The sequence below is a fragment of the Pseudomonas sp. 2hn genome, from assembly GCF_019646095.1.
GTDB classification, from domain to species: Bacteria; Pseudomonadota; Gammaproteobacteria; order Pseudomonadales; family Pseudomonadaceae; genus Aquipseudomonas; species Aquipseudomonas peradeniyensis.
The window spans coordinates 3,008,660-3,027,012 of the sequence record NZ_CP081016.1; the positions used below are offsets into that span (position 1 = coordinate 3,008,660).

An 18,353-nucleotide genomic window follows, 5' to 3' on the forward strand; every position below is an offset into this window, starting at 1 on the left:
TCGCTTAGCTCCAGTAGGCCAAAGGCTGGTCGTCGCCGAAATAACCGATGAATACGCCGAGGGTGACCCGGGTGCTGGTGGCCGATGGGCGCACCGCGTGGATCAGCCGCGGGTTGAGGAAGATCAGGTCGCCCGGCTCGGGCTTGACCACCAGGTCCGGCGGCGGCAGCAGGTGACGCTCGATGCCGTAGGCGCGCTGGCCACGCAGGCGCTGGTATTCGGCCTCGTCGGGGTGCAGGTTCCAGATCTCCAGTTCGCCGCCGTCCTCGGGGATCTGCAGGTAGATGTTGGTCGACAGCTGGGTGAGCAGCCGCGGCTGGTGATCGGCCGGGGCGTTGCGCGCCAGGTCGTCGGTATGCGGCGTGAGGTCGACATTGTTGCCCTGGAAGCGGGCGATGCCGACGAAGCACTTTTGCCCGTTCACGTCCAGCAGCCGCGCCCCCTTGGGCCAGACCTCGTCGAGCAGCAGGCGCAGGTGATCGATGGGCGAAGCCAGCGGGCCGAAGGCGCTGCGGATCTTGCGGATGTTGCCGATGGCCTGGCCGTGGTATTCGGCGCGGCTGGCCTCGTCCTTGATCTCGATATAGGCCTTGCCCAGGCGCACGAACTCGGTCTGTTCACTGAACGCGCCGCGCAATTCGTGATGGCTCAGGCGCTCCAGGGCCAGGGCCACGGTATCGGCGGGTGCAAAACCTTTGATCAGGATGCCCAGTGTACGGGCGTGAATCACATCGTCTAACTGTGCGGCGGTCAACTCCTCGACCGTGGTAATCGTCAGCATGAACACTCCCTCGCGTATTCCTGAACGGTTTGACTGCACCTGTGATGGGCAAATAACCGGCGACATCCGATGGTCGCCAAGCCATCTTCAACAAGCGGCAAGCACTTGTGAAATATCGTTTTTCTCTAGCGTCAAAACTTTTTTCAAAATATTACAGAGCAACTTCAGTCATTATCAGCAATGCGCATGAACATTATAAAAATGACAACTTACGTCACACACATCGGGCAACTTTCACTGAACTTCCGGCGCCTCATTGAACTGCCTGTCCACCTGTTGTTCGGCAACGAAGCCTGGGCCGATCACCCCCTCGTCCCGGTACAGCCGGGCGGTGTCGGCAAGGTCCCTGACCAGGGCGTCGTCCACCGCGACCCGGCGAGGTTTTGAGTAGTGGTTCGAACGCAGGTGCACTTCCAGTGGCAGCCCGCTCTGGCGGGCCTGGATCGCCGAGAACTGCTCGACATGAGCATTGGCCCAGTCCCAGGCGCGGCCGACCCGATGCAGGAAATCCCGCAGTTGCGCCGGCTTGTCGCGGATCGCCGCAGGGTTGGCCACCAGCAGCATGTTGCCGGCGAATAAACCTTCGCCGCTGACCAGCACCCGCGTGCCGCCTTCGAGCTGGACCATGCTGGTGTACGGATCCCAGGTGGCCCAGGCGTCGGCGCCGCCGTTGGCCAGCAGGCTGCGCGACTCGCCTGGCTGGAGGAACACGAACGTGGCGTCGCCGCCGTTGTGGCCGCTGGCGCGCAATGCGGCCAGCGCCAGGTAGTGACCGATGGAGCCGCGGGTGGTGGTGATGCGCCGGCCCACCAGCGACGCCGCGTCGGTCAGGGGTGATGCTTCGGGCACGACGATCGCCACCGCCGTGGGCGTCACCTGCAGGCGCACCACCCCGACGGTCTTGAGCCCGGTGCCGGCCGCCGTGGCGAACACGAACGGCGCGGTGCCCAGGGTGCCGATATCCACCGCGCCGGCCGCCAGGGCCTCGGCGGTGGGCGCGGCGGCGCCGAAGGCGGCGAACTCCAGGGGGTATGGCACATCGTCGAGCTCGCCGGCGGCCTGCAGCAGCACCTGCAGCGAGTTCTTCTGGCTGGAGACGCGCAGGGTTTCGTCGGCGTGTGACACGCCCAGCATCAGGCACAGCAACCCCGCCAGGATGTAACGCCCCCTGAATCCCGTGGGAGCGGGCTTGCCCCGCGATGCAGGCAGCGCGTTGGATGGCACCGGCCCTGCCGGTGATCGCGGGGCAAGCCCGCTCCCACGCTCAATCATGCAGGAAGCTCCCATGGCTGGATGACTCATCAGAACGCCAGACTCACACGGCCGTAGTAGTACCCCCCACCCAGTCCATACGGCGAGAACATCCCGTACTCGTAGGTCCCGGCCCAGGGCACGATGCCGATCTTGTCCGGGTACTTGTCGAACAGGTTGTTGGCGCCCAGGGCCACCGTGATGTTCTGGGTCAGGTCATAGGCCACGTCGATATCGGTGATCCACTTGGCGCCGTAGGTCCGGTCGTTGGCTGGGATGTTCGAGCCTTCGGTGTACTCGCCGTAGCGGGTCAGGGTCAGGTTCACCGTCCAATCGTCGACCTTGTAGTTGCTGTTGAGGATCCACTTGTCCTTGGGCGTGGCCTTGGTCAGGTCGATCTGCTGCTGGCGGTCGAACAGCACGTAGCCCGCCCCCAGGCTCGACAGGCTCGCCGGGGTGTCGGCCAGGTCGCGGATGGTGGTCTTGTTGTGGTTGTAGGCCAGGCTCCAGCGCACGGTGCCGTACTCGGCCAGCGGCTGGCGGTACTCGGCCACCAGGTCGACGCCCTTGGTGCGGGTATCGGCGGCGTTGGCGAAGTACTGCCCCGACAGGTCCGGCGACAGGCCGTTGGCCACCAGGATGCGCGACACCGCGGGGCCGGTGAGCACGCCGGTCTGCAGGATGCGATCGTCGATGTCGATCAGGTAGAAGTCGGCGGTCAGGCGCAGGCGGTCGGTGGGTTCGGCGGTGAAGCCCAGGCTGTAGTTGCGCGACTTTTCCGGCTCCAGGGTCTGGGCGCCGAGGGCGATGGCCTCGGGCGAGCCAGGGCGCATCTGCTTGGTGCGCGCCGTGCTGGTGCTGCCGCCGGCGCCGAAAATGGTCACCGAGCTGGTCGAGGAAAACACGTTCTGCGCCAGGGACGGCGCGCGGAAGCCATTGCTCACCGCGGCCCTGACCGCATAGCCGGGGGCGAACTCGTAGCGGGTGGTGAATTTGCCGCTGACGGTCTCGCCGACCTCCTGGTTGTAGCGCTCGTAGCGCAGGGCGAAGGCGCTGTACCACTGCGGCGTGAGGTTGAGGCCGAAATCGACATAGGCCGCGCCGCTGTGGCGGATCATCTGCCCGGCGTCCTCCGGGGTGGTGCCGTTGACCGAGAACAGCCCCGGGTCCGGGCGCCGCCCGGCCAGCGGGCCGCTGGGGATCACATAGTCACCGTAGTTGTAGGAATTGGGCTCGCCCTCGGTAAGCTCGTACTTCTCCCAACGGTACTCGACGCCGAACGAGGTCTCCAGCGGGCTGCTCCAGCCGATGTCCAGGGCCCGGCTGAAATCCAGGTTGGTGGTCCACTGGTCGAAGATCTCGTCGGTCAGGTGAAAGCGCCGCTGGCTCAGCAACGGGTCGTTGGACAGGTTGAGGTTGTTGTCGGTATACAGCTTGGCCTTGTCCCGGCCATAGGTGGTCGACAGGTCCCAATCCCAATTGGCGGCCAGGCCCTTGAGGCCGGCGAGCAACTGGTAGTCGGTCTCCTCCACTTCGCGGGTGGCCTGGCCGCCTTTCGGATACGGCGTGTTGGCCAGCCAGTTGGTCGCGGTGATGTCGGTGGGCGCGCGGTGGCCGAGGACCTTCTTGCCGTCGCGGTAGCTGAGGGTGGAGAACGAATACAGCTTCAGTTCCTCGCCCAGGGGCAGCTCCAGGTTGTAGGCGCCGCTGTAGGTGCGGTCGCGGCCCAGGCCGTATTCCTCGCCCCAGCCGTGGCGCTCAGTCAGGCGCGGGTCGGGCTGGCCGTTGGCCAAGGTGGTGAAGTTGCCGCGCACGGCGCCGGCGCGGTCGTAGGGCTCCTGCACCTTGGCGTCGAACGACAGGTTGAGGAAGCCGCCGTCGCCCAGGCCGAAGCCGGCGTTGGCCGCCTCATGGCCGCTGGTGCCGTCGCCGGCGTAGTACTGGCCGACCGAACTGTCGGAGGTGATGCCCTCGGCGTCCTGCTTGAGGATGATGTTGATCACCCCGGCGATGGCGTCGGAGCCATACTGCGCCGCCGCGCCGTCGCGCAGCACCTCGATGCGCTCGATCGCCGCGGTGGGAATCAGGTCCAGGTCCACCGGCACCGCAGCGGTGCCGACCCGCGCATTGTTGTTGATCATCGCCGTGTTGTGCCGGCGCTTGCCGTTGACCAGGATCAGCACCTGGTCGCCGCCCAGCCCGCGCATGCTGATGCCGCGCACCAGGAAGGCGGTGCCGCCGCCGTTGATGGTCGGCGCGTTGAACGAGGGCAGCAGGCGCGTGAGCATGTCCTTGAGGCCGTTCTGGCCACTGGTGCGCAACTGCTCGCCGGAGATCACGTCCACCGGCACCGGGCTGTCGGTCACGGTGCGTTGCTGACTGCCGCGTACGCCGGTCACCACCACGGTGGACAGCGCCGGGTCTTCGGCGGCGATGGCCTCGCCGGCCAGGCTCAGGGCCAGGGCGGTGGCCACGGGGGAAAGCTTGAAGGTCTTGGGCATCTGCGGATATTCCTTGTGGCGGCCATGGCCCGGCCGCCGCGCTCGGGTTCGGGGGCTCAACGGGCCTTGGCAGCGACCGCCTCGACTTCGATCAGGGCGCCGGGCAACACCAGCCCGGCCACCTGCACCGTGGTGCGGGTCGGCTTCAACGGCTGGTGCTCGCTGCCGAAGAACTGGCGGAAGCCGCGTTGCAGGCCGTCGAAATCCATGCGCCCCTGCAAACTCGGGTCGCCCACCAGGTACACCCGCAGTTGCACCACGTCGCCCAGGCCCAGTCCGCGCGGGGCCAGGGCGGCCTCTACCTTGCGCAGCACCGCCACGGTCTGCGCCTCGGTGTCGCCGCTGGCGCGCAGCTCGTCCTTGGCCGCCTTGGGGTCGGCCGGGTCGGGCAGGATGCCCGAGACAAAGGTCAGCGCCGTGCCCGGCGGCAGGGTCGCCGACTGCAGGATCGGCGAGTTGGGATAGGTCGAGGGGACGCGCTCGATATCGGCGGCCTGGCTGGCCGCGGCGAACAGGACCCCCAACCCCAGAAGGGCGTGCTTGAAAGGCATGGCGAAGCTCCACTGATGTGTAGGCGCCAGCCTCGGAGGTCCGCTACCTGGCAGGTGGTTTTAGTTGTGTAGTAATTAGGCTGTCTGCCGGCTCTGCGAGGTGCCTTGGGCACGCTTGCACAAGTTGCGCACCACTCGTCGGGCGGCGCCGGCGGCGGTTTCCTGCCAGATACCGATGCCGCTGTGGGCCAGGGCGTCGCTGGTCAGGTGCACCCGGCCCTGGGCCTGGTTGAGCAGGTCGTAGTCGGCGTCGGCCAGCGGGTGGCTGATCCACGGCCCGAGGCTGTGAGGTATGCGCCCCCAGTCCACCACCAGTGGCTTGCGCAGTTCGTGGTCGTGCCCGGGGTGCAACAGTTCCACGGCCTGGCGCGACAGGGCGATCTGCTCGGCGACGGACTTGTCGGCAAACTGGCGGGCGGTCTCGCCGTTGTTGTAGGCGGCGACGAGAATGCCCTCGGCCTGGTTGAAACCGCCGCTGGGGTACCACAGCCCGGAAGATGCCTGGTTGATGAACGACAGGCCGCCGTAGATCTGGTAGTCGGTCTCCCAGAAGCGGCGGGACTGCCAGGCCACCTTGTTGGCATGGCCGAACTGCACGGCGCCGATGGCCTGGCGCACCGGGGCGCTGAAGTTGCTGTCGAGCCTGGCCAGCAGCGGCAGCGGCAAGGCGATCACCGCATAGTCGCTGGTGATGCGCCGTGGCTGGCCATGCTGCTGGTAGCCGATCTCCACCCGGTCTTCGAAGTTGCGAATCGAGCGCACCTCGGCCCCCAGGCGCAGGACATCCTGCAGGTGACGCTGGAACGCCAGGGGAATGCGGTCCATGCCGCCCACCGGCTGGAACATGGTCGGCGAGAACTCCGGGTACTCGTCGATCATCAGCGCCGTGCCCAACGCCGGATTGAGCAAGGTGCGCAGGGGCAGCGGGTCGTTGCGCAGGGCTTGCTGGTCGCCGGCGCCGGGCCAGACCTTGTAGCCCGAGCGCGCCGAGCCCAGGTACTCGAGCTTGTCCGACAGATCGCCCCAGGTACGCAGGAAGCCCAGCAGGTTACGTCGGTCGTCCAGGCTCAGCTCTTGGTCCAGGGCCTGGCGGTCGACGGCCTTGGCCAGCAGTTCGGCCAAGTGCCCGCGGCTGTCGTTGACCGCCTGGCGGATCTGCATCGGTGGCTGGTCGAGGTCGGGGCGCACCAGGGCGTTGCGGCTGGTGTTGACCAGCACCTCCAGCTCCACCCCCAGTTCGCGGCAGTAGCCGAGCATCAACTGGTGATGGCTGGGCAGCCGGCCGGGGCCGGCGTTGAGGTAGAAGCCGTCGTCGAATTCGACGGTCTGCACGCTGCCATCGGTGAACGTGACCCGGTCACCCCGGCGCACGGTCCAGTTGCGCCCGCCGACCCGCTCGCGGGCCTCCAGCAGGGTGACGGCAAAGCCGGCCTTGCGCAGCTCGTAGGCCGCCACCAGGCCGCCGATGCCGGCGCCGACCACGGTGACACTGGCGCCCTGCCCCACACGGGCCAGCGGCAACTGGGCGTAGTTCTCCTGGCTGGCCCGCGCCGGGCCCAGCGACCCGAACAGCCCCAGGGCCGCCGTGGCGGCCTGCAGGCCACCGACCATACCGATACGGGCAATGAGTTGGCGTCTGGTCAATGGCATCGCGGGCACTCTCCCTGGTCCACGGTTATCGCTTTCGGTTATGGCTTGATGATTTCAAGCTACGAAAACGCTCTATGTGGAGCCATCCTAGAGAGCGGGATGAGCTAAGAGAAATACATTTTGAGCATATGCAAATATTAAAATATGTAATGTCTTAAGATTTGCATGCTGCACAGAATGCATAATTATCTTGAAACACCTGCTCTATTTCTGGGGGACTCTATCGTGGGAGCGGGCTCACTGGCGAAGCCGGTGCCACCGAATCGCGGGGCAAGCCCGCTCCCACGCTGCCCCAGATAAATCAAACAACGTGGTTTTGGTCCATGTGAGCGCGTTACTCAATGAGCAGCCTGCGCTTCCCCCATCAACCGCAACAGGTTCCCACCCCAGATATCCGCCAGGTCCTGCTCGCTGTACCCCGCCGCCAGCAACCGCGCAGTGATCTGCGACAACTGGCTGACATCACGCAGCCCCTCCACCCCACCACCGCCATCCCAGTCCGCGCCGATGCCGACATGCCGTGGCCCTACCACATCAAGGATGTGCAGCAGATGCCGCATGAAGTCGTCCAGGCTGGTCGCCGGCAATGGATACCGGGCCTCGGCCTCGCGTATGCGCCGGGCCAGGTCCGCGACCTGCGCCGGCGGCAGGCTGGCCGCCAGACGGAACTCCCGGTACAGCGGCGCCAGGGCCTTGTCCCGTTCCGGGTTCAGCGCACGCGGCACCAGATCGCTGGCGTAGGTGTTGACCTGCACCACCCCGCCCCTGGCGGCAAGCCGGCGCAATCGTTCGTCATCGAGATTACGCGGATGCGGGCCGACGGCCCGGGCGCCGGAATGCGAGGCGATCACCGGGGCGCTGGACAACGCCAGCACCTGGTCGAACACCGCATCGGAGGCATGGGACACATCAATGAGGATTCCCAGGCGGTTGGCCGCCTGCACCAGTTCGCGGCCAGCCGGGCTCAAGCCATACCAGTGTGGCAACGCAGTGGCCGAGTCGGCGAAGTCGTTGTTCTGCGCATGTACCAGGCCGAGCATGCGCAGGCCCAGGCGGTGGTAGGTGGCCAGCCGGCCGGGGTCGGCCGCCAGCGGTTCGGCATTTTCCATGCTGATCAGCACCACCCGGCGGCCGGAGGCGACGATCGCCGGCACCTCCTGCGCCCGCGTGGCCAAGGCGAATGCGTCCGGCCGGGCGGCGACCATGTCGCGGATCCGGGTGATCACCGCCAGGCCATGCTCGCTGGCCAGGGTGCGGCCCTCGGGCGTGAGCGGCCCCTGGGGGGTGAAGATGGCGAAGAAGCCGCCGTCCAGGCCGCCGTCGCGCATGCGCGGCAGGTCGACCTGGGACAGGTCGTCGGCATAGCTGTGACGCTGGCCGATGTCCCAGCCGGGCCGGGCCAGTTGCATGGGCGTGTCCAGGTGGCTGTCGAGGACGATCAGGCGTTCGTGGAGGGCGCGGACATCGGCCAGCGCGCAGCCGCAGGCGAGCATCAACGCCACCCAGACATATCGAGTTGAGCGAGGCATAGAATTCCTTATTGCCAGGCGCGGTCCCTGTAGGAGCGGCCTTGTGCCGCGAAAGGGCCGCAAAGCGGCCCCAGGATTTAAAGATCGACGGGGCTGCTCTGCAGCCCTTTCGCGGCACAAGGCCGCTCCTACAGGGGGGCCGCGTTAATCACGAAGTCCAGCTGAAACTCCGATCCCACAACGGCGCCACATCCAGGCGCTGGGGCAGCACGCCGGCGGCGTAGAAGGTGTCGGCCACGTCCTGCTGCGAACGCACCGCGGCATCGTCCACCGCCTGCAGCACCCGCGGCCCGCTCTGGGCCTTGTACTGGGCGATGAACACTTCCCGGGGAATGCCCAGCACCTGCTCGCAACGCGCAGCCCAGGCCTCCGGATGGTGCTGCACCCATTGCCAGCTGCGGTACTCGCGGCGCACGTAGTCCTCGATCGCCGCGCGCTTGCGCGGGTCCTCGATCGCTCGCTGGTTGGCGGCAATCACATAGTTGCCCGACAGGTAGCCCTGCCCGGTGCGCAGCACCCGCGCCCCGCTGCGCAGCTCGGCCAGCTGGATGAAATAGCCGAAGGTCACCCAGACATCCAGGTTGCCGTTCTGGAACGCCGCGAAACCATCCTGGGGTGTCAGCGCCAGGGGCTGGATGTCCGCCAGGGTCAAGCCCTGGTCCTTGAGGGCGCGCAGCAGCATGTAGTGCGAGGACGTCGACCGGATATAACCCACGCGCTTGCCCGGCAGCTCGGCCAGCGACTGCATGGTAGAGCCCTTGGGCACGACGAAGGCCTGGTTGTTGACGTCACCGGTCAGCACGGCGATGAGCTTGACCGGCGCCTGGTTGCGGATACCGAAGATCGGCGGGATCTCGCTCATCGGCGCCAGGTCCAGGGTGCCGCTGATCAACGCTTCGAAGCCGAGGTTGCCGCCATTGAACTCGGCATATTTCACCTCGTACGCAGGGCGCTCGATGCCGGCCTCCTCGAAGAAGGTCGGCGCGGCGCCCTTGTAGGTGGCCACGCCCAGGGTCAACCCCTGCCAGTCGCGGGCAAAGGCGCCGGGCAGCGCGCAGGCGAGCCCGCCCAGGGCGCTGTACTGCAGAAAACGACGGCGATTCATGGCAGTTCCTTGCACTCAGTCGAGAAAGTCGGGTTCATCACGCAGCAGGCGGTCCCAGTACGGCTGGAAGCTGAACCAGCCGCCGAACTCGGTACCGACCTGGCGCGCAGTGTGCTCGGCCACCGCCGCCGGGATCGGCCGCGGCGTGCCGGCGGCCTCGGCCAGCAGTTGCGCATGGGCGGCGTTGTCCAGGGCGATGAAGCGCCATACTGCCGCTTCCACCGTGCGCCCGACGGTGAGCAGCCCATGGTTCTGCAGGATCAGCGCGACCTTGTCCGGCCCCAGGGTGGCGGCGATGCGCGCCCCCTCGCTGGCCTCCAGCACCACCCCGGTGAAGTTGTCGAACAGCGCGTGCTTGCCATGAAAGGCGCAGGCGTCCTGGGTCAGCGGGTCGAGCAGGCGCCCCAGGCTCGACCACGCCTTGCCGTACAACGAATGGGCATGGGCGGCGGCCACCACATCCGGGCGCGCCTCGTGCAGCGCCGCATGGATGGCGAAGGCGGCCAGGTTCAACGCGCCCTGCCCTTCGACGATCTCACCCCGAGGATTCACCAGCAGCAGGTCGCTGACGCGGATATGGCCGAAGTACACGCCCACCGGATTGACCCAGAAGTGATCGGGGTACTGCGGGTCGCGCACGGTGATATGGCCGGCGCCGCCCATATCGAAGCCGTGCCGGGCGAACAGGCGGAACGAGCCGGCCAGGCGCTGCTTGCGCAAGCGTCGCTCGGCCTCGTGGGTCGGTTGCTGGGGCGGGTCCTGCCAGCGATGCACGGTGTGGCCGTCGCGGGGCAATGAATAGGCGGTGGGTAGGCGGCTCAGCCTGGCGCTCATGCGGTCTCTCCTTGGGCCAGCAAGTTCTCCAGCGGTCGTCCGCTACGGAAATGATCGAGGTTGCGCGCCAGCAGCGCGGCGAGGTTGCGGTACACCTGCGGCGTGTTGGCCGAGGTGTGGGGGCTCAGCCGGACCTTGGGGTGGCTGTACAGCCAGTGCCCGGCCGGCAACGGCTCGGGCTCGGTGACATCGAGGCTGGCCAGGGCTACTTGGCCGCTGTCCAGGGCCTCGAGCAAGGCGTCCTGGTCGACCAGGGCGCCACGGGCGATATTGATCAGGTGCAGGCCAGGCTTGGCTTGGGCGAGGCTGCGCCGATCGACCACATGCCGGGTCGACGGGTCGGCCGGTGCCGCCAGCACCAGGTGATCGGCGCGGGCGAACAGTTCCTCGACGCTGGCCACGCCCCGCACACCGGCCACCTCGAACGGCCTGGCCGAGCGGCGCAGGGCGATCACTTCGATATCCAGCGCCAGGGCCTTGCGCGCCAGGGCCTGGCCGATCCGCCCGAAACCGTAGATCCCCAAGGTGCTGCCGGCCAGCGAGGCCAGCGGACGTGGTTGCCATTGCCCGGGCTCGTCGATCCACAGGTGAGGCAGTTGCTTGGCGGCGGCGAACATCGCCGCCAGGGCGAATTCGGCCAGGCTGTCCGCCGTTACCCCGCGAGCACTGGCCACGGGCAGCGGCTCGAGCAACCAGTCGGGAAAGTAGTCGGTGCCGGAACTGACCAGTTGCACGAAGCCGAGCCCGAACGGCCAGCCCGAGGGCGGCGCGGCGGCGTCACGCAGGCCAGGGTCGGGCGCGGCCAGCAAGACCCGAATATCCTCCGGCAGCCCATGGGGCACGCCCCTGGGCAGCGCCAGGATCTCCACGCCCGGCACGACGGCAGCCAGCAACGCGTTGAACCGCGCATCCAGCTGGCTGGCGATACGCACGCCGCTCATGCCTGGCCGCCACGGCTGGGCAAGGCGAATGCCGCGCGGCCGGCGGCGCCGAGCACCGCGTCGTTCTGCGGCGTGTGGATACGGCTGCACAGCACGTCGCGGTAATGCCGCTCGAGCGGGTTGCCCCGGGCCAGCGCCGGATTGCCGATGGCCTCGATGCCCAATTCGACTGCGCTGATGGCCTGGGTGGTGACCAGGTACTTGACCTGGGTGGCCTCGCTTGCCGGGATGCGCCCTTCGGCGGCGGCGTCGAGCAACACCCGATTGGACAGCAGCAAGGCATCGATACGCCCCACCAGCTCCTGAAAGCGCGGCAGGCTCGACAGCGGCGCGCCGAGGTTGGCCGGCGTGCGCCCGGCCAGCCAGCCTACCAGCCAGTCGCGGGCGGCGCGGGCAACGCCGTCGTAGATGCTCGACAGCAGCACGGCCAGCCACAGCACGCCGTTGTGGTCGAGCTCGGATGGGCGTGGCTGGTGCGCCGGCAGGACATCCACAGCCTGTTCGACGGGCACCAGTACATCATCGAAAATCACATCGTGGCTGCAGGTGGCACGCATGCCCAGGTGGTCCCAGGTTTCCTCGATGCGAATGCCCGGCGTGTCGCGGTGCACCAGCCAGGTGCCGACCCGCGGCTCGGCCTCGTCGCTGCGCGCCCACACCGCCAGCCAAGTCAGCCCGGGGATGCCGGTGGAGTAGATCTTGCGCCCGCTGATCCGCCACCCCTCGGCCACGCGCCGGGCGACGGTGCCCGGCAGGCCGCCCCGGGCCGGGGTGCCCAGCTCCGGCTCGACGCGCAGGGCGTTGACCAGCGCGCCGTCGGTCACCGCCTCGCGGGCCAGGCGCAGGCGCAGGTGCTCGGGCCAGGCCTGGTTCTGCTGCAATCGGGCGTGCTGCAGGTACTGCATCACCAGCACCAGGGCGGTGGACGGCTCGCCCCGGGCCACGGCGGCGATCACCCGTCGGGCCTGGGCCAGCGTTGCTTCGCCACCACCCAGGCGGCGCGGCACGGTCAGGGCCAGCAGGCCGTGTTCATGCAGGCGGCGCAGGTTGGCGTGGGGGAAGCTGCCTTGGCGATCGTGCTCGGCGGCGCTGGCGGCAAATTCGTCGCTCAGGCGGGCCAGCAGGTCGGCGAAGGCCGGTGAGTCGAGGTCGGGCGCCTGGGTGGCGCTGTACAGGTCGAGGCTCATCGTTGGGCGGTCCGTGCGAGGGTGTGGGCATGGCTGGCCGCGGGCGCTTCGACGCCGAGCAGGGCCAGCAGGTGTTGGCGCAGTTCCTGGAAGCCACGGCTGGCCACCTCGCGATGGCGCGGCAGGCGGATCGGGATCTGCTCGGCGATGCGCCCGGCGTCCAGCACCACCACGCGGTCGGCCAGCAGCAGGGCCTCGTCGACGTCATGGGTGACCAGCAGCACCGACGGCTGATGGGTACGCCACAGTTCGAGGATCAACTGGTGCATGCGAATGCGGGTCAAGGCATCTAGCGCGGCGAACGGCTCGTCGAGCAGCAGCAATTGCGGCTCGCGCACCAATGCCCGGGCCAGGGCCACGCGCTGGGCCTCGCCACCGGACAGCGTGCCCGGCCAGGCCTCGGTGCGGTGCGCCAGGCCCACCTCACGCAGCGCCGCCAGGGCACGCGCTTTCGGCTCGGCGCCCCTCAGGCCCAGGACGACATTGCGCCAGGCCCGCTTCCAGGGCATCAGCCGTGGCTCCTGGAACACCGCCGCATGGGCGCCAGGCACCTCCAGGCTGCCGGCCTCCACCCGGTCGAGCCCGGCCAGCGCCCGCAGCAGCGTGGTCTTGCCCGAGCCGCTGCGCCCGAGCAAGGCAACGAATTCGCCGGGCGCCAGGTCCAGGTCCAGGCCGTCGAGCACCGTGTGGCCCTGGAACCTGCGCGTGAGCCCGCGCACCCGCACCGGGGGGCGCAGGCGTTGCAGTGCGACTTCCATGGTCAATTCCTTATGAAGGTGGGGCGCCAGGCCAAGGCCAGGCGTTCGAGCAGGCGCACCAGGGCGTCGATGGACAGGCCCAGCACGCTGTAGACGATCAGGCAGATGACGATGACATCGGTGCGCATGAAGTCGCGGGCATCGTTGACCAGATAGCCCAGGCCGGCACTGGCGTTGATCTGCTCGACCACCACCAGGCCCAACCAGCTGATGCCGAAGGCGTAGCGCAGGCCGACGAAGAACGCCGGCAGCGCGCCGGGCAGGATCACATGCCAGACCAGCCCCAGGCGGCCCAGGCCGAACAGCCGCCCGGCCTCCACCAGCTTGGGGTCGACGCCACGGATGCCGGAGAACAGGGCGAGGTACACCGGGAAGGTGGTGCCCAGGGCAATCAGGGCGATCTTGGGCGTTTCGCCCACCCCGAACCACAGGATGAACAGCGGCACGATGGCCAGGAACGGCAAGGTGCGCAGCATCTGCACCGGCGAGTCGATGGCCAGTTCGCCGCGTCGCGACAGACCTGCGAGCAGTGCCAGCAGAGTGCCCACGCTGACACCGATGGCCAGGCCGCTCAAGGCGCGCTTGAGGGACACCCACAAATGGCCGGCCAGCTCGCCGCTGACGATCATCTGCCAGAGGGTGTCGCCGATGGCGCTGGGCGCGGCGATGATTCGCGGCGGCAGCAGGCCGCTGCGCGAGGCCAGCTCCCAGGCCGCCAGCAGCAGCAACGGGCTGACCAGGCGCAGGCCAAGGTTGCGAAAGCCCTGCCAGTGGAACAGGGCCGTGATGGGTACCAGGGTGTTGCTGTGCCGGGACATTCCATCTCCTCGCTCAAGGCCGTTCCTTTGATTGCTGGCCGCGGCGGAAGTGTCGATCAAGCCCGCCGGTGCCTGGCTTGGTCCTTATGCTATCGATCTTAAAAAGTGTCGTGAAATTCGATCTGCTTCTAACCTAATATACAAATAATGCATTTATAACGACTTCTTACATGCAACAATTTTAACCTTCGGATATGGGCGGCGATTGGCTTTACAGCTGATTCGCCACCCGTTGCGCCACGGTCTCACCGAACAACGCCACCGGCGCCTGCAGGTTGCCGAGAAAACGCGGATGGATCAGCCACAGGTCGATCACCGGCTTGAAATCGCTCACCTGCACAACCTCCAGGCGCTCGCGGTGACGGCTGTTGTCCAGCAACGGCCGTGGCACCAGGCCATAGCCCAGTCCATTGGCTATCAAGCCCAGCTGCAGCTCTGTACCGAAGGTCTCCAGGTTGATCCGCAACGACAGCCCTTCGTCGTTCAGCGCCCGCTGCAGGCCGGCACGGAAGCCGCAGCCGTCGGGGTTGAGCACCCAGCCACGCTGGTAGCAGTCGGCGAGCTTGCAACTGCGCTTGCCCACCTCGCCACGGGCAGCCACCACCACCAGGTCCATGCTCGCCAACGAGCGGCCGACGATGCCCTCGGGGAATACCTTGCCGGCCGGGAACAGCGCCGCCACGGCGTCCAGCTCGCCATTTTCCATCTTGCCCAGCAGGTGGCTGCCCCAACCGGTGGCGACCTGGGTCTGCAGGTCGGGGTACAGCGCCTTGAGCTGGCTCAGGGCGTCGAGCAGCACCACGTCGCCGACGGTCTGCGGCACCCCCAGGCGCAGGGCGCCGCTGGGCGAGGAGTCGCTGAGCACCAGCTCGCGCAGCGCGTCCATCTCGCGCAGCACCGCCCGGCACTGCTCGTAGACGCGCATGCCCATGGGCGTGGGTTTCAGCGGTTTGGTATTGCGGTCCAGCAGGCTGACGCCCAGGGCCTCCTCGAAGTTCTGCACCCGACGGGTGATGGCCGGCTGAGTCAGGCGCAGCGACTCGGCCGCCTGGCTGATGGACTGGCTGCGGATGACGGCCACGAATGCATCGATATCATCTATCTTCATTCTTAATTCGCATAATAAATATCTGGAAAAATACGTAACAAGAATAATACCTTTTCCCTCGCCACGGTAGCGCCCGGCGCTGCCTCACCTGACGGACATCGAGGGAACCCATGTCTCAAACGCCCAACCTCGGACGGCTACGCGGCTTCATCGGCGAGCTGGCCGACCTCCTCGCCCAGGCACCGGACGAGCCACGCCTGCTCGACCAAGGCGCGCGGCTGCTGCGCGAGCTGGTCAGTGTCGACGACTGGCTGCCGAACGACTACGCCCGGCCCAACCCGGAGCGCTACCAGCAGTACCTGCTGCACGCCGATTCCAGCCAGCGGTTTTCCATCGTCAGTTTCGTCTGGGGGCCGGGCCAGGAAACGCCCGTGCACGACCATCGCACCTGGGGCCTGATCGGCATGCTGCGCGGCAGCGAGATCAGCCAGGGCTACGCCCTGTCACACGGTGCCCTGCAACCGGAAGGACTGGCCGAGCGGCTGGAACCCGGCCAGGTGATCGCGGTGTCACCGCGCATCGGTGACCTGCACCAGGTGCGCAACGCCCATGCCGACCGCACCTCCATCAGCATCCATGTCTACGGCGCCAATATCGGCGCGGTGCGGCGTGCGGTGTACAGCGCCGAGGGCGCAGAGAAGCCCTTCATTTCCGGCTATTCCAACAACCATCTGCCCAACCTCTGGGATCTGTCGAAAGAGAACCGCGCATGAGCCAGGTCACCCGTCGCAGCTATCACGCTATCCGCACCGCCCTCCTTGCCGGCCAGGAGCTGGCCTTGCTCGATGTCCGCGAGGAAGACCCGTTCGCCCAGGCCCATCCGCTGTTCGCCGCCAATGTGCCGCTGTCGCGCCTGGAGCTGGAGATCTACGCCCGAGTGCCGCGCCGCGACACGCCCATCACCGTCTACGACGACGGCGAAGGCCTGGCGTCGGCCGCCGCGCAGCGCCTGCTCGCCCTCGGCTACACCGACGTGGCGCTGCTCGAAGGCGGCCTGGCCGGTTGGCGCGAAGCAGGGGGCGAGTTGTTCCGCGATGTCAACGTGCCGAGCAAGGCCTTCGGCGAACTGGTCGAGGCCGAGCGTCATACGCCCTCGCTAGCTGCCGAAGAGGTCAAGGCGCTGCTCGACGCCAACGCCGACGTGGTGGTGCTGGATGCCCGTCGCTTCGACGAGTACCAGACCATGAGCATCCCCGGCGGCATCAGCGTGCCCGGCGCCGAACTGGTGCTGCGTGTGGCGGAGCTGGCCCCCGACCCGGCCACCCGGGTGATCGTCAACTGCGCAGGGCGCACCCGCAGCATCATCGGCACCCAGTCGCTGGTCAATGCCGGCGTCCCCAACCCGGTGGCGGCCCTGCGTAACGGCACCATCGGCTGGACCCTCGCCGGGCAGACGCTGGAGCAAGGCCAGTCGCGCCGTTTCCGCGCCGTGACCGCCGCCACCCGCGACAGCGCCGCGCAGCGCGCCCGCCAGGTGGCCGACCGCGCGGGTGTGGCACGCATCGATCTGGCGGGCCTGCGCCAATGGCAGGCCGAAGCGCAGCGCACCACCTACCTGTTCGATGTGCGCACGCCCGAGGAGTTTGCCCTGGGCCACCTGCCCGGCGCCCGCTCCACGCCCGGCGGCCAGTTGGTGCAGGAAACCGACCATGTCGCCAGTGTGCGCGGCGCGCGCCTGGTGCTGGTGGACGATGACGGCGTGCGCGCCAACATGAGCGCGTCATGGCTGGCCCAGATGGGCTGGGAGGTGGCGGTGCTCGAGGGGGTGTCCTCGGACGACTTCACGCAAACCGGTGCCTGGGTCGCACCCGTGCCGTCGCCGCCCCAGGCCGATACCATCAGCCCCGCCCGCCTCGCCGACTGGCTATCGGAGCCGGGTACCCAGGTGCTGGACTTCACCACCAGCGCCAACCATGTCAGGCAGCATATTCCTGGCGCGGTGTGGGCGCTGCGCAGCCAGCTGAAGGATGTGCTGGCGTCGTTGTCCGGAGCACGACGCATTGTCCTCACTTGCGGCTCGAGCCAGCTGGCGCGCTATGCCGCGCCGGAGGTAGCGGCCCTGAGCGGCAAGCCGGTGTTCGTGCTCGAAGGCGGCAACAGCGCCTGGCACGCCGCCGGGCTGCCGATCGAGCAAGGCGAGCGGCGTCTCGGCGCGCCACGCATCGATCGCTATCGTCGTCCCTATGAAGGCACCGACAATCCTCGGGAGGCGATGCAGGGGTATCTGGATTGGGAGTTCGGGTTGGTGGACCAGTTGGGGCGGGATGGGACCCATGGGTTCTTTGTGATCTGAAGAAAGAACACCCGACAATCGGCCCAGCGCTGTCGCGCAGAAAGCCATGATTGCGCGGCTGGCGCGCACCCTGTAGGAGCGGCTATACCCATCTCAGCCAAGCCCACCAAACCGCCGATAGTAACTCTCGTTGGCATCCGGCAACGGCCCATCCGCCGTTTCCAGCGCGCTGGCCAGGTACTCCTCCGCCCTGCCCTGCACCAGCCGGTACAGGTTGCGGCACAGCTGCCGCGCCGCGCGCCCTTCCCAATCCCCCGGCAACAACTCGTCCGGCAGTTGCGGATCACGCAACAACAGGCGGCGGTATTCGTGGATCAGCAGCGTGCGCGCCAGGAAGCAGTCCTGCGGGCTCGGCGCCTCGAGGTCCTTCATGGCCTGCCACAGCGGGCGGAACAGGCGGATGAACTCGCTGTAGTGCTGGCCCAGGTCCTCGATGTTCCAGCTTTCCCGCACCTGGGCGCGCAGGGCCTTGGAGGCCAGCACTTCCTGGGCGTGGGTTTCGAAGACGATGCAATCGTCCTCGGCGTCCTGCTCGCGCAGGGTCGCGGCGAGGTCCGCACGGTCGGTGCGCGGGCAGCCCAGCAGGTTCGCGCCCATGGCGCCGAAGCCCTGCCATTCCAGTTCTTCGCGCACGGCCTTGCGCTTGCCGGCGTCGAGCTGTGACAGCAGCACCAGGGTCCAGGCGCCGTTCCAGGCCGGCAGGCTGGCGCTGTAGACGCGCTTGAAGGCTTTCTCGAAACGCCGCCGGCCGGTGCCGGTCAGGCTGTAGTAGCTGCGCCGACCGACTTTCTCGGCGGTCAGCCAGCCTTCCTTGGTCAGGCGGAAGATCGAGGTACGGATCAGCCGTTCATTGATGCCCATCGGCTCCAGCAGGTTGATCAGGCTGCCCAGCCAGACCGTGCCGCCATGGGGTTCGATGGCATCGCCATAGAGGGTGATGATCAGGGAGCTGGCGCGGATCGGCGTCTGCTGCTGGAAACGGGTGATCAGGTGGTTCAGGGGGGCAAGGCTGCTCATGGGGGAACGAGGCGCGGCTAAAGCCTCGA

The 18,353-nt window shown here is 67.6% G+C and carries 16 protein-coding genes; 2 read left to right on the plus strand and 14 right to left on the minus strand.

The genetic code is table 11. The features are described 5' to 3' along the window. Window positions 1-4: 4 nt before the first annotated feature. The 13 genes from K2O50_RS13515 to K2O50_RS13575 all read right to left on the minus strand — a co-directional run bounded on the left by K2O50_RS13515 (window position 5) and on the right by K2O50_RS13575 (window position 15,014). Entirely contained in the window at window positions 5-781 is a 777-nt protein-coding gene (locus K2O50_RS13515; protein WP_050705786.1) for a 2OG-Fe(II) oxygenase, read from the minus strand. A gap of 234 nt (window positions 782-1,015) precedes the next feature. Continuing rightward, window positions 1,016-1,915 (minus strand): aliphatic sulfonate ABC transporter substrate-binding protein, encoded by a 900-nt coding sequence (locus tag K2O50_RS13520; RefSeq protein ID WP_177330845.1) that lies wholly within the window; start codon window positions 1,913-1,915, stop codon window positions 1,016-1,018. A gap of 167 nt (window positions 1,916-2,082) precedes the next feature. Beyond that, window positions 2,083-4,533, minus strand: a complete 2,451-nt coding sequence (locus K2O50_RS13525; protein ID WP_050705752.1) for a TonB-dependent siderophore receptor — start codon at window positions 4,531-4,533, stop codon at window positions 2,083-2,085. 56 nt (window positions 4,534-4,589) lie between these two features. Continuing rightward, window positions 4,590-5,084, minus strand: coding sequence for a RidA family protein (locus tag K2O50_RS13530; protein WP_050705751.1), 495 nt, complete (start codon window positions 5,082-5,084; stop codon window positions 4,590-4,592). A 75-nt stretch (window positions 5,085-5,159) separates the two neighbouring features. Then, window positions 5,160-6,734 carry an FAD-dependent oxidoreductase gene (locus tag K2O50_RS13535; protein WP_050705750.1) on the minus strand — a complete coding sequence of 525 codons (1,575 nt, stop codon included), beginning with the start codon at window positions 6,732-6,734 and terminating at the stop codon, window positions 5,160-5,162. Between the two features lie 338 nt (window positions 6,735-7,072). Next, complete coding sequence (locus K2O50_RS13540; protein ID WP_050705749.1) at window positions 7,073-8,263, minus strand: dipeptidase; 1,191 nt, start codon at window positions 8,261-8,263, stop codon at window positions 7,073-7,075. Between the two features lie 148 nt (window positions 8,264-8,411). Next, the gene (locus K2O50_RS13545; RefSeq protein ID WP_050705748.1) at window positions 8,412-9,368 is read right to left on the minus strand and encodes an ABC transporter substrate-binding protein; all 957 of its coding nucleotides are present in this window, start codon (window positions 9,366-9,368) and stop codon (window positions 8,412-8,414) included. Window positions 9,369-9,383: 15 nt separating this feature from the next. Continuing rightward, entirely contained in the window at window positions 9,384-10,202 is an 819-nt protein-coding gene (locus tag K2O50_RS13550; protein ID WP_050705747.1) for a class II aldolase/adducin family protein, read from the minus strand. Next, entirely contained in the window at window positions 10,199-11,143 is a 945-nt protein-coding gene (locus tag K2O50_RS13555) for an NAD(P)-dependent oxidoreductase (protein ID WP_050705746.1), read from the minus strand. The genes K2O50_RS13550 and K2O50_RS13555 overlap by 4 nt, the downstream gene beginning before the upstream one ends. After that, window positions 11,140-12,330: an acyl-CoA dehydrogenase family protein gene (locus tag K2O50_RS13560; RefSeq protein WP_050705745.1), complete on the minus strand. Its 1,191-nt coding sequence runs from the start codon at window positions 12,328-12,330 to the stop codon at window positions 11,140-11,142. Before K2O50_RS13560 ends, K2O50_RS13555 begins: the two co-directional genes overlap by 4 nt. Further along, complete coding sequence (locus K2O50_RS13565) at window positions 12,327-13,088, minus strand: ABC transporter ATP-binding protein (protein ID WP_050705744.1); 762 nt, start codon at window positions 13,086-13,088, stop codon at window positions 12,327-12,329. The genes K2O50_RS13560 and K2O50_RS13565 overlap by 4 nt, the downstream gene beginning before the upstream one ends. A gap of 2 nt (window positions 13,089-13,090) precedes the next feature. Next, window positions 13,091-13,906, minus strand: coding sequence for an ABC transporter permease (locus tag K2O50_RS13570; protein WP_052896502.1), 816 nt, complete (start codon window positions 13,904-13,906; stop codon window positions 13,091-13,093). A 211-nt stretch (window positions 13,907-14,117) separates the two neighbouring features. Next, on the minus strand, window positions 14,118-15,014 hold the full coding sequence (locus tag K2O50_RS13575) for a LysR family transcriptional regulator (RefSeq protein WP_050705743.1): 897 nt from the start codon (window positions 15,012-15,014) through the stop codon (window positions 14,118-14,120). A 110-nt stretch (window positions 15,015-15,124) separates the two neighbouring features. Here K2O50_RS13575 and K2O50_RS13580 point away from each other — a divergent pair, with 110 nt between their 5' ends. After that, entirely contained in the window at window positions 15,125-15,727 is a 603-nt protein-coding gene (locus K2O50_RS13580) for a cysteine dioxygenase (protein ID WP_050705742.1), read from the plus strand. Beyond that, window positions 15,724-17,307 carry a rhodanese-related sulfurtransferase gene (locus K2O50_RS13585; RefSeq protein ID WP_050705741.1) on the plus strand — a complete coding sequence of 528 codons (1,584 nt, stop codon included), beginning with the start codon at window positions 15,724-15,726 and terminating at the stop codon, window positions 17,305-17,307. Before K2O50_RS13580 ends, K2O50_RS13585 begins: the two co-directional genes overlap by 4 nt. Window positions 17,308-17,400: 93 nt before the next feature. On the opposite strand, the gene paaX is transcribed toward K2O50_RS13585, so the two are convergent. Beyond that, the gene (gene paaX / locus K2O50_RS13590) at window positions 17,401-18,324 is read right to left on the minus strand and encodes a phenylacetic acid degradation operon negative regulatory protein PaaX (RefSeq protein ID WP_156329635.1); all 924 of its coding nucleotides are present in this window, start codon (window positions 18,322-18,324) and stop codon (window positions 17,401-17,403) included. Window positions 18,325-18,353: the final 29 nt, after the last annotated feature.

Coding starts and splice junctions, on each gene's coding strand:
- K2O50_RS13580 (WP_050705742.1), top strand. CDS start 15,125: ATGTCTCAAACGCCCAACCTCGGACGGCTACGCGGCTTCATCGGCGAG.
- K2O50_RS13530 (WP_050705751.1), bottom strand. CDS start 5,084: ATGCCTTTCAAGCACGCCCTTCTGGGGTTGGGGGTCCTGTTCGCCGCG.
- K2O50_RS13515 (WP_050705786.1), bottom strand. CDS start 781: ATGCTGACGATTACCACGGTCGAGGAGTTGACCGCCGCACAGTTAGAC.
- paaX (WP_156329635.1), bottom strand. CDS start 18,324: ATGAGCAGCCTTGCCCCCCTGAACCACCTGATCACCCGTTTCCAGCAG.
- K2O50_RS13545 (WP_050705748.1), bottom strand. CDS start 9,368: ATGAATCGCCGTCGTTTTCTGCAGTACAGCGCCCTGGGCGGGCTCGCC.
- K2O50_RS13550 (WP_050705747.1), bottom strand. CDS start 10,202: ATGAGCGCCAGGCTGAGCCGCCTACCCACCGCCTATTCATTGCCCCGC.
- K2O50_RS13560 (WP_050705745.1), bottom strand. CDS start 12,330: ATGAGCCTCGACCTGTACAGCGCCACCCAGGCGCCCGACCTCGACTCA.
- K2O50_RS13555 (WP_050705746.1), bottom strand. CDS start 11,143: ATGAGCGGCGTGCGTATCGCCAGCCAGCTGGATGCGCGGTTCAACGCG.
- K2O50_RS13575 (WP_050705743.1), bottom strand. CDS start 15,014: ATGAAGATAGATGATATCGATGCATTCGTGGCCGTCATCCGCAGCCAG.
- K2O50_RS13525 (WP_050705752.1), bottom strand. CDS start 4,533: ATGCCCAAGACCTTCAAGCTTTCCCCCGTGGCCACCGCCCTGGCCCTG.
- K2O50_RS13520 (WP_177330845.1), bottom strand. CDS start 1,915: ATGCTGGGCGTGTCACACGCCGACGAAACCCTGCGCGTCTCCAGCCAG.
- K2O50_RS13585 (WP_050705741.1), top strand. CDS start 15,724: ATGAGCCAGGTCACCCGTCGCAGCTATCACGCTATCCGCACCGCCCTC.
- K2O50_RS13565 (WP_050705744.1), bottom strand. CDS start 13,088: ATGGAAGTCGCACTGCAACGCCTGCGCCCCCCGGTGCGGGTGCGCGGG.
- K2O50_RS13570 (WP_052896502.1), bottom strand. CDS start 13,906: ATGTCCCGGCACAGCAACACCCTGGTACCCATCACGGCCCTGTTCCAC.
- K2O50_RS13540 (WP_050705749.1), bottom strand. CDS start 8,263: ATGCCTCGCTCAACTCGATATGTCTGGGTGGCGTTGATGCTCGCCTGC.
- K2O50_RS13535 (WP_050705750.1), bottom strand. CDS start 6,734: ATGCCATTGACCAGACGCCAACTCATTGCCCGTATCGGTATGGTCGGT.